16 protein-coding genes and 1 riboswitch are annotated in these 21,648 nt (G+C 60.7%); of the genes, 10 read left to right on the forward strand and 6 right to left on the reverse strand.

Going from position 1 to position 21,648, the window contains the following annotated elements; translation table 11 throughout:
- Positions 1-59: 59 nt before the first annotated feature.
- The 4 genes from MMB48_RS03875 (at position 60) to MMB48_RS03890 (ending at position 7,066) form a co-directional block, all read left to right on the forward strand.
- Positions 60-1,592 (forward strand): acid phosphatase, encoded by a 1,533-nt coding sequence (locus MMB48_RS03875; RefSeq protein WP_032745372.1) that lies wholly within the window; start codon positions 60-62, stop codon positions 1,590-1,592.
- Positions 1,593-1,816: 224 nt separating this feature from the next.
- On the forward strand, positions 1,817-2,890 hold the full coding sequence (locus tag MMB48_RS03880; protein WP_032745371.1) for a polyphosphate kinase 2 family protein: 1,074 nt from the start codon (positions 1,817-1,819) through the stop codon (positions 2,888-2,890).
- 133 nt (positions 2,891-3,023) lie between these two features.
- On the forward strand, positions 3,024-5,591 hold the full coding sequence (locus MMB48_RS03885) for a DEAD/DEAH box helicase (protein WP_032745370.1): 2,568 nt from the start codon (positions 3,024-3,026) through the stop codon (positions 5,589-5,591).
- Between the two features lie 77 nt (positions 5,592-5,668).
- Complete coding sequence (locus MMB48_RS03890; RefSeq protein ID WP_032745369.1) at positions 5,669-7,066, forward strand: replication-associated recombination protein A; 1,398 nt, start codon at positions 5,669-5,671, stop codon at positions 7,064-7,066.
- A gap of 5 nt (positions 7,067-7,071) precedes the next feature.
- On the opposite strand, the gene MMB48_RS03895 is transcribed toward MMB48_RS03890, so the two are convergent.
- A complete protein-coding gene (locus tag MMB48_RS03895) occupies positions 7,072-8,529 on the reverse strand; it encodes an MFS transporter (RefSeq protein WP_032745368.1) in 1,458 nt (485 codons plus the stop codon).
- A 327-nt stretch (positions 8,530-8,856) separates the two neighbouring features.
- On the opposite strand from MMB48_RS03895, the gene MMB48_RS03900 reads away from it, so the two are divergent.
- The gene (locus tag MMB48_RS03900; RefSeq protein WP_032745367.1) at positions 8,857-9,843 is read left to right on the forward strand and encodes a D-2-hydroxyacid dehydrogenase; all 987 of its coding nucleotides are present in this window, start codon (positions 8,857-8,859) and stop codon (positions 9,841-9,843) included.
- 134 nt (positions 9,844-9,977) lie between these two features.
- Here MMB48_RS03900 and MMB48_RS03905 read toward each other — a convergent pair whose 3' ends face one another.
- A complete protein-coding gene (locus MMB48_RS03905) occupies positions 9,978-10,706 on the reverse strand; it encodes a TM2 domain-containing protein (RefSeq protein ID WP_032745511.1) in 729 nt (242 codons plus the stop codon).
- A 49-nt stretch (positions 10,707-10,755) separates the two neighbouring features.
- Here MMB48_RS03905 and MMB48_RS03910 point away from each other — a divergent pair, with 49 nt between their 5' ends.
- Positions 10,756-11,121 carry a phage holin family protein gene (locus MMB48_RS03910; RefSeq protein ID WP_032745366.1) on the forward strand — a complete coding sequence of 122 codons (366 nt, stop codon included), beginning with the start codon at positions 10,756-10,758 and terminating at the stop codon, positions 11,119-11,121.
- Between the two features lie 98 nt (positions 11,122-11,219).
- Here MMB48_RS03910 and MMB48_RS03915 read toward each other — a convergent pair whose 3' ends face one another.
- The 3 genes from MMB48_RS03915 to MMB48_RS03925 form a co-directional block, all read right to left on the reverse strand.
- A complete protein-coding gene (locus MMB48_RS03915; RefSeq protein ID WP_032745365.1) occupies positions 11,220-11,525 on the reverse strand; it encodes a YhbY family RNA-binding protein in 306 nt (101 codons plus the stop codon).
- Positions 11,526-11,596: 71 nt separating this feature from the next.
- Complete coding sequence (locus tag MMB48_RS03920) at positions 11,597-14,011, reverse strand: energy-coupling factor transporter ATPase (protein WP_032745364.1); 2,415 nt, start codon at positions 14,009-14,011, stop codon at positions 11,597-11,599.
- A 130-nt stretch (positions 14,012-14,141) separates the two neighbouring features.
- Positions 14,142-14,795, reverse strand: coding sequence for an ECF transporter S component (locus tag MMB48_RS03925; RefSeq protein WP_012577113.1), 654 nt, complete (start codon positions 14,793-14,795; stop codon positions 14,142-14,144).
- A gap of 6 nt (positions 14,796-14,801) precedes the next feature.
- Positions 14,802-14,953: riboswitch (FMN riboswitch) on the reverse strand.
- A gap of 84 nt (positions 14,954-15,037) precedes the next feature.
- Between MMB48_RS03925 and MMB48_RS03930 the strand changes: the two genes are divergently transcribed.
- From MMB48_RS03930 to MMB48_RS03945, 4 genes are all read left to right on the forward strand, one after another.
- Positions 15,038-16,060, forward strand: a complete 1,023-nt coding sequence (locus tag MMB48_RS03930; RefSeq protein ID WP_136527112.1) for a glycosyltransferase family 2 protein — start codon at positions 15,038-15,040, stop codon at positions 16,058-16,060.
- Positions 16,061-16,157: 97 nt separating this feature from the next.
- Complete coding sequence (gene ppgK / locus MMB48_RS03935) at positions 16,158-16,925, forward strand: polyphosphate--glucose phosphotransferase (RefSeq protein WP_012577115.1); 768 nt, start codon at positions 16,158-16,160, stop codon at positions 16,923-16,925.
- A gap of 385 nt (positions 16,926-17,310) precedes the next feature.
- The gene (locus MMB48_RS03940) at positions 17,311-18,576 is read left to right on the forward strand and encodes a pyridoxal phosphate-dependent aminotransferase (protein ID WP_032745362.1); all 1,266 of its coding nucleotides are present in this window, start codon (positions 17,311-17,313) and stop codon (positions 18,574-18,576) included.
- Between the two features lie 47 nt (positions 18,577-18,623).
- Positions 18,624-19,409 (forward strand): energy-coupling factor ABC transporter ATP-binding protein, encoded by a 786-nt coding sequence (locus MMB48_RS03945; RefSeq protein WP_032745510.1) that lies wholly within the window; start codon positions 18,624-18,626, stop codon positions 19,407-19,409.
- On the opposite strand, the gene MMB48_RS03950 is transcribed toward MMB48_RS03945, so the two are convergent.
- Positions 19,396-21,648: a hypothetical protein gene (locus MMB48_RS03950; RefSeq protein WP_032745361.1), complete on the reverse strand. Its 2,253-nt coding sequence runs from the start codon at positions 21,646-21,648 to the stop codon at positions 19,396-19,398. The genes MMB48_RS03945 and MMB48_RS03950 overlap by 14 nt on opposite strands.

A 21,648-nucleotide genomic window follows, 5' to 3' on the forward strand; every position in this document is an offset into this window, starting at 1 on the left:
TACTGAGTGTTTGACTGGGTTCCGGCTACGTAGCTTTCACGGAGGATAGGTTGGAACATATGAAGATGTTCCGGCACCTATCCTCCGTTTTTGCTATTGCGACCATTGCGCCGCTGGCGTTGGCGGCCACGCTAGCCGCGACGCCCGCAATCGCGCAGGCCGACCAGTTGCCCAACCCGGATTGGGTGGCATTGCTCTCCGACTACGAAAAGAACTATTGGCAGGCCCCCACCGATGCCGAACACGGTGGCAAGGTGCTCCACGCCGATACCATGAAACTCGACGAAGATTTGGCCGTGGCCATTAACCACAAAGCCGCCGAAAATCTCGATAAGGATGGCCTGAACGCCCAACGCAAGCGTGCACTCGTCGACTCCGATCTGCAAGCCGAGGAAACCATGCCGGACGCGCTCGGTCCGGTGCTTGGCAAATATATGAGCGAAGGGCTCAAATCCGGGAAACTCAACGCCGTCGCCGATATCTTCTCCTTTAACGTGGCCTCCACCTACGCCTCAAAACGTGCGGCCATGCATCCGCGCCCCTATCTGAACCGTGCGGAAAGCAGCTACGGCGGCACTAACGATCTCGCCGGACTGCCCGCCACGCTTGACATCAAACAATCGCCCTCATGGCTCGAACACATGCCCGGCTACTCGAACTTGCAGAAAAACAGTTCCTACCCCTCCGGCCACACTACCGGCGCCTATTCGTGGGGTATCGCGCTGGCCGGCATGATTCCCGAACTCGCGCCGCAAATCATGGCCCGCACTTCGGAGGCCGGCAACAACCGCATCGTGCTCGGCGTGCATTATCCGCTTGACATCATGGGTGGGCGCATTGGCGCATCCGCCCAGAACGGGCAGTACTGGCATAACGAATTCGCTTCGTCCATCGTGCCCGCGTCCCGGCAGCTGCGCGACTATCTGGTGTCCCGCTGCGCCGCGGACGGCCACGGCACTACGCTCGCCGCCTGCATCGCCAACACCAAGGCCTCCGGTTCGGGCGGCTACACCAACGATTTTCTGGACCCAGTGGCCACCGAGCCGGTCGTGGACCAAGCCTCGGCCGTGCGCGTCTACACCGCACGCCTGACCTACACCTTCCCGCAAGACACCGCCCATTCCGGCGCTGATCTCGTGGCCCCGCGCGGGGCGGCGGACGTGCTGCGACTGGCCTATCCCGAACTGCACGCCGATCAGCGCAACGCGATTTTGAAAGCCACTGCCTTGGATTCCGGATACCCCCTATGGCAATCGAGCGACGGCTGGCAGCGTATCAACTGGGCCAAAGCCCTGTGCGCCCGCGTCACCTTGGATAAGCACGGCGATGTGGCCAAGGTCGAGACCGCCGACCAGGTGGCGCTTACCGGCCCGAGTGTGGTCAATGCCCAGTACGCCGACGCGGGTAATCATCCGGCGTCTGATAGCTCGGCGGGTGAAAACAGCGCCATTGCGGCCGGGCCGGATCTCGCCACCCTCCATGCCGCGCAACGACCGGCGTTGATCAGCGTAGCCATCGGTACCGCTGTAATCGCGATTGTCGGCGGAATACGGACGGTTCGACGCAAATCCAAGAACCAGCTTCAGCGGTAATTCAGCCAAAGTTCAGTTTGGAGATTTACCGAGTTTGCCTTCATACGGTGTCGGCTTCATCTCCCTCCCATACCCTCGGGATTGCCGACGGTGCCAGGTAATTGGTGCAAAGCCAACAATTACGGTCCGAACGACTGCATGCCTATAGATTTGCAGTAACAAGTGAAATGTGAATGTCGCTACGTTGCTAGGTCTCCTGAGTTACAAGACGTACAATCGGGAGCATGGCCAAGGACGACGACAGAACCAACAAGCCTGAAGAGGCCGGCAAGTGGGGTACAGCCGGAAAATCCTCAGGAAAAAACAACAAGAACGGCAAGGGAAAGGAATCCAAAACCGCTCGACGGATCGACAAGGTATTACAGCTCGCGGCGGATCGCATAGACACCATCGACTCCAGTGCCAGCGTGCCTGAACGACTGGCACGTGCGGCGAAATCCAGTGAACTGCTCAGCGCCGTATGGTCGTTGCCGCCCGCTCAACGTCTTATGTTCCACCACGGCATGCAGGTCACTGATGTCGAAGGCGATTCCACTCCCGGATTCGACGGCAATAAAGAGGACGCCGAGAAGTTCATTTCGATCAGCTCCTCCGAAATCGCCCGATACCAGCGGCTCATGTACGCGAATGGCGTCAAAGGCTCGACACGGCGGCTGCTCATCGTGCTGCAAGGCATGGATGCCTCCGGCAAGGGCGGCATCGTGCGTCACGTGTTCAGCCAAGGCGACCCGATGGGCATCCATTACCATGGCTTCGGCAAGCCTACGGCCGAGGAGCTCGACCACGACTTCCTCTGGCGTGTGAAGCGTGAATTGCCCAAGCCGGGGTGGATTGCCGTATTCGACCGCTCCCATTATGAAGATGTGGTCATGCCGCACGTCTATGGCACCTATCCCGAAGACGTATGGCGTGCCCGCTACGACCAGATCAACGATTTCGAACGTGAACTGGCCGCCAGCGGATGCGCCATCCTCAAGATCTTCCTCGTGGTAAGCCAGGAAGAACAGAAAAAACACTTCCTCGGGAGACTGGACGATCCCACCAAGTTCTGGAAATTCGACATCTCCGATCTCGAGGCCCGCGACCGCTGGGATGAGTATATGGCCGCATGGCAGGAGGTGTTCGAGAAAACCAGCACGGCCGCCGCACCTTGGTACCTCGTACCGGCCGATAACCGCTGGTATTCGCGAGCAGTGGTCTCCGAACTGCTGCGCACCACCTTGAAGAACATGAACATGACCTGGCCGCCCCTCGAACCCGAGGTGGACCCCGACGAGGTGCGCCGCCGGTTGGCGTGAGCAATCCTCCCACTGACGGAGCCAAGCGCATGGCACGGCTCTTCGCATGGCTCCGCCGGTTGGCGTGAGGCGCCGCATAGCGACGGAGGGTGGCTCGTGCCGCCGGAATAGGCCACTAGGTAGACTGAGCATTATGACTGACGAGAAGGAATACGGATCCCTGGGGCGGCTGGCCCCCGAATGGGACGGTAACGAGCGCGAACGGAATCTTACGGCCGACGACATCTACGAACGATTCTTCGGCTGGGTGGAAGACGTCAAAGGCATCGAACCATGGCCGCATCAGGAAGGGGCCATTATGGACCTCTTGGCCGGCGACCATGTGATTTTGAACACCCCGACCGGTTCGGGCAAATCGCTGGTGGCGCTTGGCATGCACTTCGCCGCCCTGTGCACTGGCCGCCGCTCCTATTACACCGCTCCGATCAAGGCGCTGGTGTCGGAGAAATTCTTCGACCTGGTCGAAGTGTTCGGCCGCGACAATGTCGGCATGATCACCGGCGACAGCCACATCAACGCGGACGCGCCGATCATCTGCTGCACCGCCGAAATCCTCGCCAACCAGGCTTTGCGCGAAGGCACCCATGCCGACGTGGGCCTCGTGGCGATGGACGAATTCCATTATTACGGCGATCCGGAGCGCGGCTGGGCGTGGCAGGTGCCACTGCTCACGCTGCCGCAGACCCAGTTCCTGCTGATGAGCGCCACACTCGGCAATGTGGACGCCATCGCCGACAAGCTCTCCGATCTGAACGACACCCCGGACGTGGATGTAATCGCCGACGCGCCGCGACCGGTGCCGTTAAGCTACGAATACACGCTCGATCCGATGGAAAAAACCGTGGAACTCGCCTTCCGCAACGGCGAAACCCCGATTTATGTGGTCCATTTCTCACAGGACGCCGCGCTGGAGACCGCGCAGGCGCTCGCCTCCACTGGCGTGTCCAGCAAGGAACAGCGCCAAGCCATCGCAGAAGCCATCAAAGGCGTCAAATTCACCACAGCCTTCGGCAAGATTCTGCAGCGACTGCTGCGCACCGGTGTCGGCATCCATCATGCCGGAATGCTGCCTCGCTACCGCCGCCTGGTCGAACAGCTCGCCCAGCAGGGTCTGCTGCCCGTGATCTGCGGCACCGACACGTTGGGCGTCGGCATCAATGTGCCGATTCACTCCGTGGTGCTCACGGCCCTGACCAAGTTCGACGGCACCAAGATGCGCCGCCTGCGCGCCCGTGAATTCCACCAGATTGCCGGACGCGCCGGACGTATGGGATTCGATACCGAGGGACTGGTGATCGCCGAGGCTCCCGAATACGAAATCGAAAACCAGAAGGCCATCGCCAAGGCCGGGGGAGACCCGAAGAAGCTCAAGAAGGTCAAGCGCAAGAAGGCTCCGGAAGGTTTTGTGACCTGGAACCAGAGCACGTTTGACAAGCTCATCGACGCCGAACCGGAAACCCTGGTCCCGCACCTGAAAATCACGCATTCGATGGTGCTCAACGAAGTGGCGCAGGGCGGCGACGCCCGTGCCCGTATCGACGATCTCATCGACGATTCCGCGCAGACCCCCGACCAAAAGGAGCATCTGCACCAGCGGGCCGACGAGATTTTCCAAACCCTGTTCGATACCGAAGTCATCGAAACCGAGGACCGCAAGGACGGCGGCAAGGACTACTACATGACCCTTGATATGCCGGACGACTTCGCCCTCGACCAGCCGCTCTCCCCGTTCCTGCTGGCCGCGCTCGAACTGCTGGACCCCGAGTCCGACACCTATGCGCTGGACGTGATCTCCATGGCCGAGGCCACGCTCGAAGACCCCAAGCAGGTGCTGCGTGCCCAGGAGCGTCAGGCCCGAGACAAGGCGATGGCCGATATGAAGGCCGACGGAATCGACTATGACGAGCGTATGGATAAGCTGCAGGAGATTACGTATCCGAAGCCACTGGAAGACATGCTCGAAGCCGCGTTCGACCAGTACCGCCACGATGTGCCGTGGGCCAACGACTACTGGCTATCGCCGAAATCCGTGGTGCGCGACATGGTGGAAACCGCCTCCGACTTCACCGGATACATCACCCGATACAACATCGCCCGCTCCGAAGGTACCCTGTTGCGCTACCTCTCGGACGCCTACCGCACGCTGGCGCGTACCGTGCCGCCCGAAAAACGTGACGAGCAACTCGAAGACATCATCTCCTGGCTGCGCGTGCTCGTGCGCTCCATCGACTCCTCGCTGGTGGATGAATGGGAGAACGCCGGCGATTCCGCCGACCAGTCCGAGGCGGCGGCCTCCTTGGCGGCGCCGGGCAAGAAGAACGCGGTGGTCGAGGACCGACGAGGCCTTATCGTGCTGATCAGAAACGCCATGTTCCGCCGTGTGCAGCTTATGGACCTCGACCAGCCGGACAAGCTCGGCGCGCTCGACAAAGACTGGGGCTACGGCGTGCACGAATGGGAAGATGTGCTCGACGACTACTACGACGAGCACGAGTACGTGGGCATCGGCGCCGAAGCGCGCTCGCCCGAACTGTTCATGTTGGATGACAAGCACGAGAACGACGAGCATACGTGGAAGGTGCGTCAGATTATCGATGATTCCGATGGCGACCACGACTGGGCCATCGAAGGCATCGTGGACCTTGACGCCACCCAAGACACCGGCGAAGTAGTCTTCCACGACTACAAGGTGAGTAACTGATTCCTGGCTCCCCTCTCTGAGGGAAGCCAAGGTGCAGCTCGAACGTCTGTTCGAACACTGGGGTACTATAGGACGTTATGAGTGAGAACGATTTGTTTGGGGTGGCTGATGCGCCGGAGTCGATGACACGGCCGTTGGCGGTGCGCATGCGTCCACGCACTTTGGACGAGGTGATTGGCCAAACGCAGGTGTTGGGCCAGGGCTCGCCGCTGCGGCGCCTCGCCAATCCGGCCAGCAAAGGCAGTCTCACCGCGCCGAGCTCCGTAATCCTGTTCGGCCCTCCAGGCGTCGGCAAAACCACGCTCGCCACCATCGTGGCCGGCCAATCCGGCCGCGTGTTTGAGGAACTCTCCGCCGTGACATCCGGCGTCAAAGACGTGCGCGACGTACTCACCCGCGCTCACGAACGGCTCGTGTCACGCGGCCAGGAAACCGTACTGTTCATCGACGAGGTGCATCGCTTCTCCAAATCCCAGCAGGATGCGCTGCTTCCCGCCGTCGAAAACCGCGACGTGACCTTTATCGGCGCCACCACCGAGAACCCGAGCTTTTCCATCATCAAACCGTTGCTCTCCCGTTCGGTGGTCGTCAAGCTTGAGTCATTGGAGCCTGATCAGCTCACCGAACTGGTGCAGCGCGCGCTGACTGATGACCGCGGTCTCAAGGGCGAGGTCAAAGCCACGGACGAAGCCATCGCCGATATCGTGCGCATGGCCGGTGGCGACGCACGCAAGAGTCTCACGATTCTGGAGGCCGCGGCTGGCGCGGTCACCGGCGACGAAGCCCGAAAAAAGGGCGCACGCCGACCCATCATCACCCCCGAAATCGTGGCTACGGTAATGGACACCGCCACCGTGCGCTACGACAAAGACGGCGATGACCATTACGACGTGATTTCCGCATTCATCAAATCCATGCGGGGCTCCGATCCGGATGCCGCCATCCATTATCTGGCGCGCATGCTGAAAGCGGGTGAAGATCCGCGCTTCATCGCCCGTCGCATCATGATTGCCGCCAGCGAGGAAGTCGGCATGGCCGCCCCGCAGATTTTGCAGGTCACCGTGGCCGCGGCGCAGGCCGTGGCGCTGGTCGGCATGCCTGAGGCACGTATTATTTTGGCCGAAGCCACGATTGCCGTGGCCACCGCGCCCAAATCAAACGCCAGCTATAACGCCATCAACCAGGCGCTCGCGGACGTGGATGCCGGCAAGATCGGCGCTGTTCCGCTGTATTTGAGGAACGCCCCCACCAAGCTTATGAAAGAGTGGGGCAACCACGAGGGCTACAAGTATGCGCACGATTGGCCCGGTGCCGTGGCGCCGCAGGAATATATGCCCGAAGAGCTGCGTGGCACCGAGTACTACCATCCCAACGATCGCGGCTACGAACACGAAGTCAGCCAGCGTCTCGCCCGAATCCGCACGATACTGCACGGTGACGAATCCGGGCGGGAGGCGTCACGGGCCGCGGACTGACGGTCTTAGGCGCGCCGGCGTGAGGCGCGAATGCGGAACGCGGTGGCCAGACAGCACCAGCCAATCAGGCAGATAACCGTCATCGTGGCAAACGTCCATGTGCCGCCGACGGCAGTGGCATGAGCAAACTCAGCGGTGCCTTCTTCTCCTGCGCCGGCCTGAGCCACGGAAAGAATCGTGGAGAACAGTGCGGTACCGGCAGCGCCGCCAAACTGAAGACACGTGTTGAAAATGGCGTTGCCGTCCGGCTTGAACCCGGGAGAGACCTCCGACAGGCCACTGGTCATCACATTCGCATTGCCGATGGAATAGAACAGACCGAAAATGAAATAGAATCCGGCGAGCAGCACGGGCGTAAGCTGCATCGAGAACACCAGCATAAGCACTGGGCCCAAAATAGCGATGCCGATCGGAATCAGAATCGGCTTGACCGCGCCGAACTTATCGTAGAACCAGCCGCCAAGCGGGGCACAGACAGCGCCGACCAGTGCGCCGGGCAGCACCAGAGAGCCGGCCACAAATGCCGTGGTGCCGAGCGAAAGCTGTGCCACATTGGTGATGACATAGCCGTAGCCGATGGCGACCAATGGCAGCAGCAGATATGCGCAGGCGTGTAACAGTACGGCGGGATCCTTGAGAATGCCAAGGCGCAGCAGCGGGGAGAAGGCACGCTTGGAACTCATGGCGAACACGATCAACAAGGCGAGGCCCACAATCAGGCTGACAATGGCGATAATGCCGGAGCGTGTGGCTGACTTGCCGGACACCGCCGCACTGATGGCCACGCCACCTTGGTTCAGCGCCAGCACCAGACCGACCAGCGCGACAACAATGGACCAAAGCTGAATCGGGTCAAGATAGGCAGCCTCGGTCGGTGTCTTCTGCTCAATGCACTTCATGCCGATGAATGCTGCGATTAGCACCAGCGGAATGGCGATGACGAAGATCGCGCGCCACGGCAGCACTGTGGTCACCGCGCCGCCGACGGTCGGGCCGATGGCCGGAGCCACGGTAATGACCAGCGATCCTACGCCCATCAATCGGCCGATCTTCGAACGAGGAGACTGCTCCAGAATGATGTTGATCATCAACGGCGTGGCCACGCCTGAGCCAATGCCCTGAATAATGCGGGCGACAATCAGCAGCGGGAAGGCTTGGGCGACGATCATGATCAGCGAGCCAACGATGGCCAGAATCACAGCCGCAAGAAAAATGGTTTTCAGTGCGAACCGGCGCTTCAAAAACGAGCTGATGGGCATGGTGGCGGCCACCGCCAACAGATAAATCGTGGTAATCCATTGCACAGTGGCCGTGTCGACATGGAATTCGCGCATCAGTGCGGGGAAAAGCACGGTCATCACGGTTTCGGTCAGAATGCCAATGAAGGCAAGTGAGCCGACAGCCACAATCGCGCCGATAAGACGTGTGGGAATCTTCTCGTTATCAATATGCTGCTCAGGCATACATGCTCCTAAACGTTCGGTTGCAATGTATGGAATGTAAGGTTTACCAACCGGCGTAGGTACCTGTGCGTGCGGATAAACCGGCAATCGTACTGCCTTGGCTGCACGCTATGGAATCACAAAACCACCTGTGAGTGTACGGTTCGGGGCGGACGCTACGGTCGATGCGCAATGGGCTGTCCCTTGGTTGGGTGGGGTTTGATGGGGCGGGTTCGGCATTGGTCCGGCGGGGCGGGTTCGGCATTGGTCCGGCGGGGCGGGTTCAGCATTGGTTCAGCATGAGGAAACACGCGATAATATCCGCCCTGCCGCCTAGTTTGGTGAACCATGGGTATTGAGAACACGCATAAGCTGATTGTCAACTGCCTGCCACTCAACGAAGGAGAACGGCGCGCTTTCGCCAAGGCGGCCCGCGATGTGCCGCAGGAATTCGTGGGCGACGAAGCGCACCGCGGCGACATGGTCTGGTCGGCCGCTGTTCCCGAGGAGCTTCGCTCCCGAGCTACCGCAGTCATCGGCAACTTCCCGGTCTCGCAGGCTTCCCAATACACCCGTCTTGAATGGTTGCAGACCTTCAGCGCCGGTGTGGATGCGTACATCTGCCCGGGTGTGCTGCCTCGCGGCACCATGGTCACCAATGCGAGCGGCGCGTATGGCCAAAGCGTGTCGGAACACATGTTCGCCACCATGTGGGCATTGATGAAGAACCTCAACCGGTATGCCTCCAATCAGCGTGATCATCAGTGGCAGGATGAAGGCCCGGTATTGAGCCCGGAAGGTAGCATCGCGCTGATTATCGGCGTCGGCGACATCGGGTCGCATTTCGCTCAGCTTGCCCAATCCGTAGGTATGCGTACCTTCGGCGTGCGCCGTCATGCGGACGTGCCGGCCAAGGGCATTGAAAAGATGTATGGCTTCGAGCGGCTGGAAGCACTGCTGCCATTGGCGGACGTGGTGGCGATGGCGGTGCCGCGCTCGCCGCAGACCCATCATCTGCTGAATGCGGATCGTCTGGGTCGTCTGAAATCCACGGCCATCGTGATCAATGCCGGGCGTGGCGACGCCATCGATCACGAGGCCTTGGCCGACGTCTTGCACAATGGACGGCTCCACGGTGCCGGGTTGGACGTCACCGAGCCTGAGCCGTTGCCGGCGGAAAGTCCGTTGTGGGATGAGCCGCATTGCCTGATCACCCCGCATGTGGCCGGCGGCAATCATTTGGAAAAGACTTCCGAACACATCATCCGCATCGCCCTCACCAACGTTTCCCGCTATGCCAAACAGCAGGAACTGTTGAATCTCGTGCGATACTGATTCGCCTGTATCAGGTGTACATGAACTCATGTACACGGCCGGCGTGTCGCATCCCACGGCGGCTGCGGCATCGAGATGATACCTGCAGAGGCGTGGTTGATCAGAGGCCCAATGAACGTGGCCCGAGGTCAGTCTCAGTCTGATAGTTCGTAGCCGTTGGCGTCTTTATGCCACGGCGAGCCGGGCTTGCTGCACAGAATGATAATGCCTTCAACAAAGCCCCAGATGGCGGCTGCGATTGGGCCAAGTCCGAGCAGAATCCAGCCGACAAGCGTCAGCAGCAGCTGGGCCACGGCCTTGCCGGTGTTGCCGAGATAGAAGTTGTGCACACCAAGTCCGCCGAGGAAGATGCCCAACAGGCCGGCAGCCAACTTGGACTTGGATGATTGCCACACCGGGGCGGCGGCATACGGAGCGGCGGTGTATTGCGGTTGTGCGTAGGCATTCGGCTGCTGGTAGGCCTGTCCATAGCCGGGCTGCTGGCCGTAGCCCGCTACGGGCTGTGCGGGCTGGCCATACTGAGGCTGGCCATACTGAGGCTGGCCGTACTGAGGCTGGCCGTACTGAGGCTGAGCGTACTGAGGCTGAGCGTACTGAGGCTGAGCGTATGCGCCGGCGGGCTGGCCGTATTGCGGCTGCTGCTGGCCGTAGCTTCCGGCGGCGGGTTGAGCGTATGCGGCGGGCTGTGGGGCGCCATAGCCCTGCGGCTGCTGTGCGGCATCTTGGCCGTACGACGGCTGTGCGGGCTGTGCGGGCTGTGGAACACTGTCCGAACCGTACGGTTGTTGTTGACCATCAGTCATGTGGATCTGTCCCTTCTCAATCGGGAACGGCAGTACCTTCTTACCGTTTCTGCACAACATCATCTCACGTTTTGCACAATAGTAGAACCTGCCGCGCTACGATTGGGCCATGAAAAGTTTCCTGACCAGCTGGTTGATTATGACTATCGCCGCCGCCGTCATGGTCGCGGTGACTCCCGGCATGACCCCGGTGGGGGAGCCTCCGATTCTCGGCATCGCCGCGTTCGCTTTGTTCATGGCGCTGATTAATGCGTCAATCAAGCCGATTGTGCATCTGATCGCACTGCCGTTTGCGATTCTGTCTCTCGGGCTGGTCACCTTGATTATCAATTGGCTGTTCATGCGACTCGCCAGCTGGCTGGCGGTCAGTTTGTTCGGCGTGGGCGTCTTCGTACACGGTTTCAGGTGGTCGGTACTGGGGTCCTTGGTTCTGACCATTGTTGCGGGAATCGTCGGGTCCATCTTGGATCAGTGACGGTGCTCGCTGGACGAATATGAGTAATGGCGGTTGGAATCGGACTGATTCCAACCGCCATTACTCATATCAAGCTACGGGATCGAGCAGAGCGAACGCTACTCGCGCACCAAGCGGATATGCTCCACATCGTCGCTCCGGGAGCGACGGAACAGCACGAAACGATTGCCGATGGACTGCACCACTTCGGCGTTCAGCTGCTCGGCAAGCTCGGCGGCGGCTTCCTTGGCGGTCAGGCCCGAACCGTCCTGTACCGCGCACTTGATGAGCTCGTGCTTCTCAATGGTCTCATCGGCCTGATTGACGGCCGACTCGGTCAAATCGTTCTTGCCCACATAGAACAGGGGCTTCAGCGAGTTCGCCATCGCGCGCAGCTGCTTGATTTGCTTCTTGGTCAATGCCATGGGAATTTCCTTACATCTTTCGTATAACCACACCAGCATAGCAACCGGTGCTGTCTGTGCTGTTTGCCGCCCTACAGCGCGATGATGGCCGCGATGTAGACGATGACGGCAGCGGCGAATACGAGATCTCGCGCGGCGATGGTCAGGGCACGCCAGTGGGTGCGGCGGATGCCCTCCTCGTAGCAGCGGGCGTCAAGTGCGAGGCTCAGGTTGTCCGCGTGACGCAACGTGCCGGCGAAAATCGGCACGATAATCGCGCTCATCGCCTTGATACGCTGGGCCAGCGAACCGGTTTCGATGGAACCGCCACGCGCGGATTGGGCGTCGACGATGGCACGGGTCTCGTCGGTCAGCGTTGGAATGAATCGCAATGCCAGACTCATGACCAACGCGATCTCCTGGGCGTGGATGCCGAGTCGGTTGAGCGGACTGATCAAGGTGTCGAAGGCGTCGGTCATGGCGGTAGGCGTGGTGGTAGTGAGGAACACCGCGCCCAGAATGATTACCAATGCGAAACGGCAGGCGTACAGCACTGCTATGGTCACGCCCTGATCGGTGATGCTTAGCGGGCCAAGCACCACCACCGGCGTGCCGGTGCGTACCACAAACAGATTGACCACGCCCATCAGCCCCAGCAGGATCAGAATCGGATGAATGGATTCAAGCACCCGTAACGGGTTCAGGCGTGCCGCCGCGATAACGGCCAGGGTGATGGCAATGCCCAGTGCGAGCTGGGTTGGCGTGTTCACCGCGAACATCGTGAACATGGCGGCCAGGAAACCCACCATCTTCACGCGCGGGTCAAGTCGGTGTATCACTGAGTGCACAGGGCCGTTGGAGGATACGGCCGTGGCGGTGACGGTGGCCGTGACGGGGCCGCCGGATGCGGGGGCGGCAATCGGCATACGGACCACGCGGTCGGCGATTTGCTCGGCCTCCTCCCAGTCATGGGTGATGATGAGCACGGTCACGCCACGTGATTTGAGCATGCGCAACAGCTCATGGATGCGCTCCTTGGCCTGGACGTCCAGACTCGCGGTCGGCTCGTCCATGATGAGCACGTCAGGATTGCAGGCCAGCACGCCGGCAATGGCTGCCAATCGTTGTTGCCCGCCGGACAGATCGAAGGGGGAGCGGTCGGCAAGATGCCCGATATGCAGCAGTTCCAGTGATTCGCGCACGCGGTCGGCTACCTCGGTCTCGCCAAGCCCTTGGTTGCGTGGGCCGTACGCCACATCCTCGGCTACCGTGTCAGCGAACAGCTGATGCTCCGGATGCTGCATCACGTAACCCACATGCCGGCGCAATTGCGCTAATTGCTTGCGATTCGCCGACTTCGGACGCGCGTTGTGACCGCGCCTGCCAATCGAGGCCACCGGAACGCCGGCCACCTCGATGCTGCCGGCGGTCGGCGCGGCCAGCGCGCACAACATGCGCACCAGCGTCGACTTGCCCGAACCATTCACGCCCATCAGTGCCACGGTTTCACCGCGCGCGATGGTGAACGACAGGTCATCGATAACCGCCCGTTTGGCCGAAGGATAGCGATAGGTCAGATGCGAGACGCGAATAATGGGGTCCGTCATATCACCGATGCCATCGGAGAGCAGCGGCAGTTCGGAGCCGTCTTCGCGCTCCCGCTGGCGGGGGCTGTCGTTCGTAGGACGACTGGGGGCGGCTTCTGTGCCGATGCCACCCTCGGTCTCGCTTTGCGAGACAGCCTCCGCCAGCGGGGGTCGATTATCGACGGCTGCAGTGACACCAACGATTCGCCCGGCCTCCATGCGCACGATGCGATCGGCATGAACGGTCTCATCCGGATGATGCGTGACATGCACGATTGTGGTGCCGCGCGCCTGCAAATCATCCAAAATGCGCATAACTTCGGCGCGTGCGGATTCGTCCAGCATGGCGGTCGGCTCATCCAATACCAGCATCGCCGGGTTCATGGCCAGCATGCCGGCGATGGCGGCGCGTTGCTGCTGCCCCCCGCTCATACGGGTCGGGTCGGACTGGCGTAAGTTCGCCAACCCCACGGCCTGCAATGAATCAACGATACGCTCGCCGATGAGCCCGCGCTCCAGCCCGAGATTCTCCGGGCCAAAAGCCACGTCATCCTCCAACACGGTGGTGACCAGCTGATCCTCGGGATTCTGAAACACCATACCGATGCCGCGGCGGGCAGCGCGATAGGCGTCGGCATTCGGGCCGGCTGCGTACACGCGCTGTTCCAGTAGCGTCACTTCGCCACCGTCCGGCGCGGTCAATCCCGCAATCAGACGGGCCAACGTGGACTTGCCCGATCCATTCGGACCGACCAAGCATAGGCGCTCGCCGGCATGGACCGTGAGCGAAACGCCATCCAAAGCCCATGAGGTGCCGCGGTCATAGCTGAAACGAATGTCCTTGAGTACGGCGGCGGGGGAGGCAGGCTCGGCAGAATCGTGGAACTCGTCGGCGTCGAAGGAATGGGGTGCAACGGTCATGAGACAGTAATCCGTAACTGATAGGCGAAAACGCAGAATCCCGGCAAAGGCCGGAGTTCTGCGTTCTTGTTCTTTGAGCGGTCGTTGAGTGGTCGTTAGTCGTGGCGGGCATAGGCCCGTCTCAGGCCAGTCACTGCTGCTTGGACAGCAGGTTGGAGACCGGCTTGTAGATCAGGAAGGTGATCACGGCGTGAATCGCCATCTTAGCCACGTTGAACGGCAGCAGAATCGGCAGAATCATCGCGGCCACAGCCTGGTAGGTCATGTGCGCGTAAATCGGCGTGACGATGAGGTTGCCCACCAGCGCCACCACGATGGCCAGCACCGCACCCACCAGAATGCCGATGGCGGCACCCTTGCGCGTACGGATCTTACGGTAGATGAACGCGGCCGGCACAGACAGGAACAGCGCCACCAGCACAGCCATCAGCGAACCCCACGGGTCGGCGAACATGTGCGGCACAAAGCCGAGCACAGACACGATTGCGGCGGCGGCCGGACCATACGCAAAGCCGGCGATCAGGCAGACGATGCCGGACGGGTCGTACTTCAGCCAAGTGACCGGCGTAATCGGGAATTCAATGAAGCTGGTGACCATCGCCAGCGCCACGAACAGCGCATACATGGCGATACGGCGCGTGGACCAGCGGCCGGAATCGGCCACGCCAGTGGTGTGTGAGCCAAGTTTGGCGTTGGTGCTGGCGGTGGACGCGCTGGCCGAACCCTCGGCCTCGGGCGCCACAGAACGAACAACTTGCATGCGGATACGCGAAGATACGCTCATAATGAGCCCTCGTTTCTTTCATCCGGACTATACCGTTGGCTCCGGAATCTCACCGGATCAGCCGCTTGCGCGGGTCGCGGGCTTCCCGCCATCCCCGTTATGAAACCCGGGGCACAGGTTACCGCCAGTAAGGAATTGCACCTTCCCTGAAACTGACAGGCTTATTCATACGCCATGCGCCGGACGTACGCAACCCGCGTTTCACTGTGCAGAAATTCGTCTTGTGCCGGTCAAGTGCAACAATGGGAGCCATGGCTGAAGTGAAGAAACCCAACAACACCATCGACAAGCTTGCCCTGATCGTCACCACCTACAAACGTCAGCAGCTGCTCGAGGTACTGTTCGATTCGATTCTGGCGCTTGAGCAGGCACCGTGGCGCATCGTCATCGTGGACAATGAGCAGTCCGATCAGACGGCGGACATGGTCGCTGCGTTTGCCGGCAAGGTGACCGGCCAATGGGGCACCACCGTGGCCGACCAGTCCGGCAACGAAGAACGTGTGGTCTATGCGCCGCAGACCGAGAACCTGGGTGGTGCGGGCGGTTTCTCCGCCGGCGTGGCCAAAGCCTACGAGCTGGGTGCCGCATGGTTCTGGGTGATGGACGACGATGTGGCCGTGCTGCCGGACGCCATTGCCAAGCTGTCCAAGTGGACCGACAGGCACGAGGTGATTCAGGGATCCCGATTCGATTACGATGGCGGCCCGTTCTACTGGCAGTACGACTTCATTGTGCCGCTGGGCATTCCGAACCCGATTGCGCCCGCCGCATTTGGCCCGGCCGGGTATCGAGTGATGGACACGCTGTGCTTCGAAGGCGGCCTGTTCAACCGCCGTGTGGTCACGGAAATCGGTCTGCCGGACCCGCGCTTCTTCATCTACTGGGATGACACGATGTATGGCTACCGCGCCAGCAAGGTCACCAACCCGATTGTGGTGCCCGACGTGATCCTGCGCCGTACGCGCGAAATCGGCAATTGGGATATCGCCGGTGTGCGCCAGCTCAACTCCACATCCGACATGAACCGGTATCACATCATGCGCAACCGCGGATACATGGCCCGGTACTTCATGACCTATGGTGACTTCCGCCCGCTGGTGTTTGGACTGGGTACCGTGCTCACCGCGGCCAAGGAAGTCATTCGCCTGGTGATGGTGGATCGCGAGCACCTCAAGACCGGTTTGGTGCAGATTGCCAAGGGCTGGTGGGACTCGCGCAAGCTGATGCACGACCCCACCTGGAAGCCCATGCCGTCGCTTGAGTGACGGCCATGCCCCGGCCCGTCCGGCGCGTCCGCGTGATGGTCGCGTTAGACTTGGGCGAAATCGTGGATCGATGACATATAAGGAAAGGAAGTCAACGATGATTGAGACCGCACAGGCTTTTGGCGTCGACATCGGAGGATCCGGCATCAAGGCCGCGCCCGTCGACCTCACCAAGGGCGATTTCGCCGAGCCGCGATTGAAGATTCTCACTCCTGAGGTCTCCACTCCTCAGGCCGTGGCCAAAATCGTCAAGCAGCAGCTCGACCACTTCGAAGTGCCTGAATCCGCACCCGTTGGCATCGCCTTCCCCGCGCCGATCAAGCCCGGCCAGAAGCTCGACTTCATGGCCAACCTCGACCAGTCTTGGATTGGCGTGGACGTTACTGAGGTGTTCTCCGAAGCCTGCGGCCGCCCGGTCGTCGTGGTGAACGACGCCGACGCCGCCGGCCTGGCCGAAGTCCAGTTCGGTGCCGCCAAGGGCCAGGATGGTCTGGTCATCGCCACCACACTGGGCACCGGCATCGGCACCGCCTTGATCTACAACGGCGCGCTCATCCCGAACACCGAACTCGGACACATCATCCTGAGCGCCAAGCATCTGGACGCCGAGAAGTATGCCTCCTCCGCGATTCGCGAGAACGAGGAACTGGGCTACAAGAAGTGGGCCAAGCGTCTGACCAAGTACTACGGCCTTATGGAGAAGTACTTCAACCCGGACCTGTTCACCGTCGGCGGCGGCGTGAGCCGTCAGAGCGAAAAGTTCCTGCCGTACGTGGATATCAAGACCCCGATTGTGCCCGCCAAGCTGCGTAACCAGGCCGGCATCGTCGGTGCCGCCTACTATGCCAGCACCAAGCAGCAGTGAGCTGAGTTATTTCTGCTGGCGCAGGAGCCGTATTGACCATATGTAAGGCCGTCCAAGTATTTCGGGCGGCCTTTTTTAATGAGTAATTCGTTCATTAGGTCGATTATGTGTTCATTAGGTCACTCCCATTCCAAACCTGAATTGCAATGGGCTCGGAATGGCGGCGTTTCAAGCATCAACAATTGTGAGGCTCGACTAGCAGTGACCTAATGAGCGCGAAAATGACCTAATGAATGTAGCTAGGCCGTTATTCGATGTGGATTGAAGTCATAGTATGTCTGACGACTCCGCTGCCGTGCCGCACGATTGTCGTAGTGCTGGATGCTGGTGGATATGAGGCCTCGATATACCTGGCTCGGCAGGGGTGGTTCTATCGTGGGAGGGTATGAGCGTGCATTTCTCTTCTCGTGTGGATATTTCTGCGCCGAATCCCATTGCGGCGGCCGAGGCGACAGCCAAGGCAAACGGCATCGCACTCAGCAAACTCAACGATTCCAATCCGACCCGCCACGGGCTGGCACCCGAATTGGTGCCGAGCATGTATACGGCCGACCCGCGTGGACCGCGTGCGGCACGAGAAGCATTGGCCGCATTCCTCAATACGGCAAACGTGGTAGACGCAAGCAGCCCTCAGTCGGCTTCGCCCGCCGCCAGCGAGGGCGGGAACGAGCGCCATGCCGTTTTCGCCAATGCGAATACCGCCATCGAGGGCGTTGACCCGGACGCCCTGTACCTGCTGAGCTCCACGTCCGAGGCGTATTCATGGCTGATTAAGTTACTTTGCAACGCCGGCGACGCGGTGCTGGCACCCAAACCAGGCTATCCGCTGATCGAGTCGATTGCACGGCTTGAATGCGTCGACACGGTCGAATACCAGTTGCAATTCGACGGCTCCTGGTTCATCGACATCGCCGAACTCGAGCGGCTACTCAGCGAGCCCGGTGGCGAACGCATCAGAGCATTGGTGCTCATCAACCCGAACAATCCGACCGGTTCGTACGTAAAACCAACCGAGCGTGCACGTATCGTGACATTGTGCCGTGAACATGGCATCGCCCTTATCGCCGATGAAGTGTTCTTCGATTACTCTCTCGAACCTTTCCCCGACAACGCACGGCTTGCGGGGGAGCGCGGCGTGCTCACCTTCGCCCTAGACGGATTCTCCAAGATGCTGGCCGCGCCGCACGCCAAAGTCGGATGGATTCAGGTGTCCGGACCCGACGAGGACGTTGCCGAGGCCCAGCGTCGACTGGACGTCATCGCCGATGATTATCTGCCGATGAGTGACATCATCGCCGAACGGATTCCCGCATTGTTGAACGCCGCGCCCGCACAGACCAGACGGGTGGGGGAGCGCGTGCGCGATAATCTTGCCAAGCTGCATACGCTGCTCAATGCCGATCCCAACGGGCTGGTCAGCGTGCTACGGGCCGAAGGTGGTTGGAACGTGCTGCTACGAGTGCCCTCAGTCATCGATGAGAACGAAATGGTGTTGCGGCTGATTGACGAGCACCAGCTCACCGGACAGCCCGGCTACTTCTTCGACATGACCTCCAATGGATACCTGGCCGTTTCCCTGCTGCCCGAACCGGACGAATTCGAGCGTGGCATCCGCGCCGTGCTCAATACCGTCGCCGCTTTGCTGCGATAGGCCGGTGTTTGCCGGCACCGCACCTGTACTCCACGTACAATAGCGGCATGGGATTCTTGTTTAGACCGAAAGAACTGCCACGCCCGGCATCGCTGACGTTCACTTTGAATCAGGCCGGGCATACGTATGATGATGGGCACGTGGGACTTGCTCCCACGGACATCACCATCAGCGAGCGGCGGGTGGCCGTGATCGGACTGAACGGCGCAGGCAAATCCACATTGCTGGGTCTGCTGGACGGTTCGTTGAAGGCCAACACCGGCACGGTGACCATTGCGGGCGGTGAGGAACGTCTTGACCCGGCTGTGAAGAAGGACGCGAAGCGCATCGATAATCTGGTCGGCAAAGTTCGCCGCGAGGAGATTCCGAACAGTTTCTACCAAGCGGCGAATATTTCCGAGGCTGTTTCCGAAGCGCTGAAAAAGCACAAGGTGCCCGAGTCAGAACGTCATGCGCGCATCGGCAATCTGTTCGCGCATTTTGATCTGGCGCAGGTCTCCAAGGCCAAGGCCAGCGAACTGGATTCCGAGAAACGGCACCTGCTGGCCATTGCGGCCGCGCTGAGCTTTGAGCCGAGTGCGATTGTGGCGGATGAGCCGAGCAAGGGATTGGATGAGATTGGCACCGCGCATGTGGCCAAGGCGTTGTTCAGCTACAACAAGCAGGTGATTTTCGCCACGCATGACACGGATATGATCCGCCGGCCCGAATACGCCATCGACCGCGTACTGGTACTGGACGAGCACGCGGTCGTGTTTGACGGAGCGCCGGCTGAGGCTGTGGCGTTTTATGAGGATCTGATTCGCCGCCGATACGAGACTAGAGCATCGTGAACCATGCCTGAACCTGATGCCAGAGCGTCGGATCATTGACGATCATGGCGTCGTCGCGCGCCTGCACGAAGCAACCCAGCACGGCTATGCCCACGGTCCACAGGACGGCCAGCGTCATGACCCAGCGCATCAGCCAACGCCACGGGGTGACCCGGGCGATGCCATCGTCCGAAACGGCGTCGTTGGCACCCGCCAATGAACGTCCCGGCTCGCGCCCGTTGACCAGCCACAGTAGCCCCGGTATGGACGCCAGCGAGATCAGCCAGCCGAAATCGGCGGAATACCGCCATCCCAGACCGCCGACACGGCTGTCGAACACGATCAGCACCGCCGCCACGGCCAAGCAAGACATCAGCCATGGCCGCATGCCGTGCGTCTCCAATCTGCGTAGCAGGGGCAGCGCCAAAGCCATCACGGTCAGTGGCGTGGCCGTGAAAATCGCGCCGACCATCACCTCGTAATAGCCCCATTGCGGCATCGGGGCGGGAGAGCCCGCCAGCCACGGGAAACGATCCATGAAGCGCAGCGGCAGGAACAGGTAATACCAGATGTTGGCGGGCATATCCGCGGACGGGGTGGTATACCGGGTCATATCGGATACGGAGAACTGATACGCATTACCGAAATTGAACGGGGAATCGAACCGAACCATGTTCCACGCCATCAGAGGCGTCACGACGAGAATGGCGGGGATGATTACCGCAAGCGGCGCGCGCAACGCCTGCAACGGCTTGATACGGCGTGTGCGCAGACCGTTGCCCAGCGCGCGAATCTGCGGCCAGAACAGGGGGAACGCAAGCAATGCGGCCAAGGTGAACGTCGGTCGGCATCCAAAATTCGCCGCAATGCACAAGGCACCCAAGGCCAGTCGTGGCAGGGAGAGAGGCTTGGCATCGCCCGCCTGCCATCGGTCCGATGGTCTCAGCGGGCGGCGGGACGTGTCCGCGCCGAGCCATAGCCATAGTCCCAGCGACGTCAACGTCAGCGATGCGGCGAACGGTATCTGATAGAAGTTCGTGCGATACAGCAAATACCCCACTTGCGCGCTCACCAACGATGAGACCACTACTAACGACGCGGCCGCCACCGAAGTCTTCGGCATCAAGCGATGGATGACGCGCAGCAACAGCAAGGAGAAGAAGATGATGAACAGCAGCACGAGAATATACTCGGCGACGGATGTCGGCAGATTATGACCGGTCAGCAGACGATAGGGGACGAACAGCAGCACTGCGGGCAACACGCCAAAATAGGAATACCAGTGACCGTCATAATACGCGTAATCCCAGTAGAGCGGACTGACTCCATTGGCGAGTAGCCGGGCACGTGTGGCTACGTCATAGGGGTGCTCGGTGGCGGCCAGTTGTTCGGGAACCGGCAAGTCGAGCCAGGGCCGGCCGGCGACCAGCGCATCGGCCACATGCCCATACTGGTCGAAATCATAGGTGTAATCGCCGGAAACGTGGAAGACGAGCGGAGACGCGTACCACAGTTCGCGGATGATGGATGCGCCGATAAGCAGGGTAGGAATCGCCATAAGCCCCACGAAAGCAAGTCGTTGCCGAGTGCTGGACGGGTCAAGTGTGATACGCCACAGGCGCGATCCCGGCCTCCAGACGGCAATCATCAGCAACACCAAGGCCATGGCGAGCACGCGCATCCAATTGATGACGAACGGTACGCGCACGTTGGCGCGGGCGTCGGTGACCGGTACGATCGCGCCGCGCTCTTCCTGAATCCAAATACGCACGATGCCGGCACCCGGCGCCTTGACATAATGGCTGCGAATAGCGTCGGGATTCATCGACTGGGCCTGGCCGGTGATGCCATCGACATCCGCGCGCACATGAATGGTCGCCAGCGGTTTGAAGACTTCCTTATCGTCGTTCGCTTCGGATTCGGCCTCGGCCTGCTCACGGGCCTTATCGATGACCTTGCCGCTCGCGGTATCGATGCGTAGGTAATTCGACGTGCCGTCCGCGGTCAGTTCAAGATAGGCCTTAGTCGGATCGGTGACGGTCAACATGCCATCATTGCGGCGCGTGAGACCCGAACCCAGCGTGTTATGCACGGCGTTCGTATCCGTGCTCGCTCCGAGCGTACGCCAGAACGGCAGGTTGAACACGATGCACTCCATGGCGGCGACGGCGGCCAGCAAGGCGATCAGCAGGCGCGCCAAACGCAGCCGGTGTCGGGTATCCGGACGGCTGGTCATATGCCGTTCATGTTTCGACGGCAT

This window comes from Bifidobacterium sp. FKU (assembly GCF_026016385.1).
In the GTDB taxonomy this organism is placed as follows: domain Bacteria; phylum Actinomycetota; class Actinomycetes; order Actinomycetales; family Bifidobacteriaceae; genus Bifidobacterium; species Bifidobacterium infantis.

What these genes read in the sequence shown, in the direction of transcription:
- MMB48_RS03875 (WP_032745372.1), top strand. Translation starts at nt 60, where the DNA reads ATGAAGATGTTCCGGCACCTATCCTCCGTTTTTGCTATTGCGACCATT.
- MMB48_RS03880 (WP_032745371.1), top strand. Translation starts at nt 1,817, where the DNA reads ATGGCCAAGGACGACGACAGAACCAACAAGCCTGAAGAGGCCGGCAAG.
- MMB48_RS03885 (WP_032745370.1), top strand. Translation starts at nt 3,024, where the DNA reads ATGACTGACGAGAAGGAATACGGATCCCTGGGGCGGCTGGCCCCCGAA.
- MMB48_RS03890 (WP_032745369.1), top strand. Translation starts at nt 5,669, where the DNA reads ATGAGTGAGAACGATTTGTTTGGGGTGGCTGATGCGCCGGAGTCGATG.
- MMB48_RS03895 (WP_032745368.1), bottom strand. Translation starts at nt 8,529, where the DNA reads ATGCCTGAGCAGCATATTGATAACGAGAAGATTCCCACACGTCTTATC.
- MMB48_RS03900 (WP_032745367.1), top strand. Translation starts at nt 8,857, where the DNA reads ATGGGTATTGAGAACACGCATAAGCTGATTGTCAACTGCCTGCCACTC.
- MMB48_RS03905 (WP_032745511.1), bottom strand. Translation starts at nt 10,706, where the DNA reads ATGTTGTGCAGAAACGGTAAGAAGGTACTGCCGTTCCCGATTGAGAAG.
- MMB48_RS03910 (WP_032745366.1), top strand. Translation starts at nt 10,756, where the DNA reads ATGAAAAGTTTCCTGACCAGCTGGTTGATTATGACTATCGCCGCCGCC.
- MMB48_RS03915 (WP_032745365.1), bottom strand. Translation starts at nt 11,525, where the DNA reads ATGGCATTGACCAAGAAGCAAATCAAGCAGCTGCGCGCGATGGCGAAC.
- MMB48_RS03920 (WP_032745364.1), bottom strand. Translation starts at nt 14,011, where the DNA reads ATGACCGTTGCACCCCATTCCTTCGACGCCGACGAGTTCCACGATTCT.
- MMB48_RS03925 (WP_012577113.1), bottom strand. Translation starts at nt 14,795, where the DNA reads ATGAGCGTATCTTCGCGTATCCGCATGCAAGTTGTTCGTTCTGTGGCG.
- MMB48_RS03930 (WP_136527112.1), top strand. Translation starts at nt 15,038, where the DNA reads ATGGGAGCCATGGCTGAAGTGAAGAAACCCAACAACACCATCGACAAG.
- ppgK (WP_012577115.1), top strand. Translation starts at nt 16,158, where the DNA reads ATGATTGAGACCGCACAGGCTTTTGGCGTCGACATCGGAGGATCCGGC.
- MMB48_RS03940 (WP_032745362.1), top strand. Translation starts at nt 17,311, where the DNA reads ATGAGCGTGCATTTCTCTTCTCGTGTGGATATTTCTGCGCCGAATCCC.
- MMB48_RS03945 (WP_032745510.1), top strand. Translation starts at nt 18,624, where the DNA reads ATGGGATTCTTGTTTAGACCGAAAGAACTGCCACGCCCGGCATCGCTG.
- MMB48_RS03950 (WP_032745361.1), bottom strand. Translation starts at nt 21,648, where the DNA reads ATGCCGTCGAAACATGAACGGCATATGACCAGCCGTCCGGATACCCGA.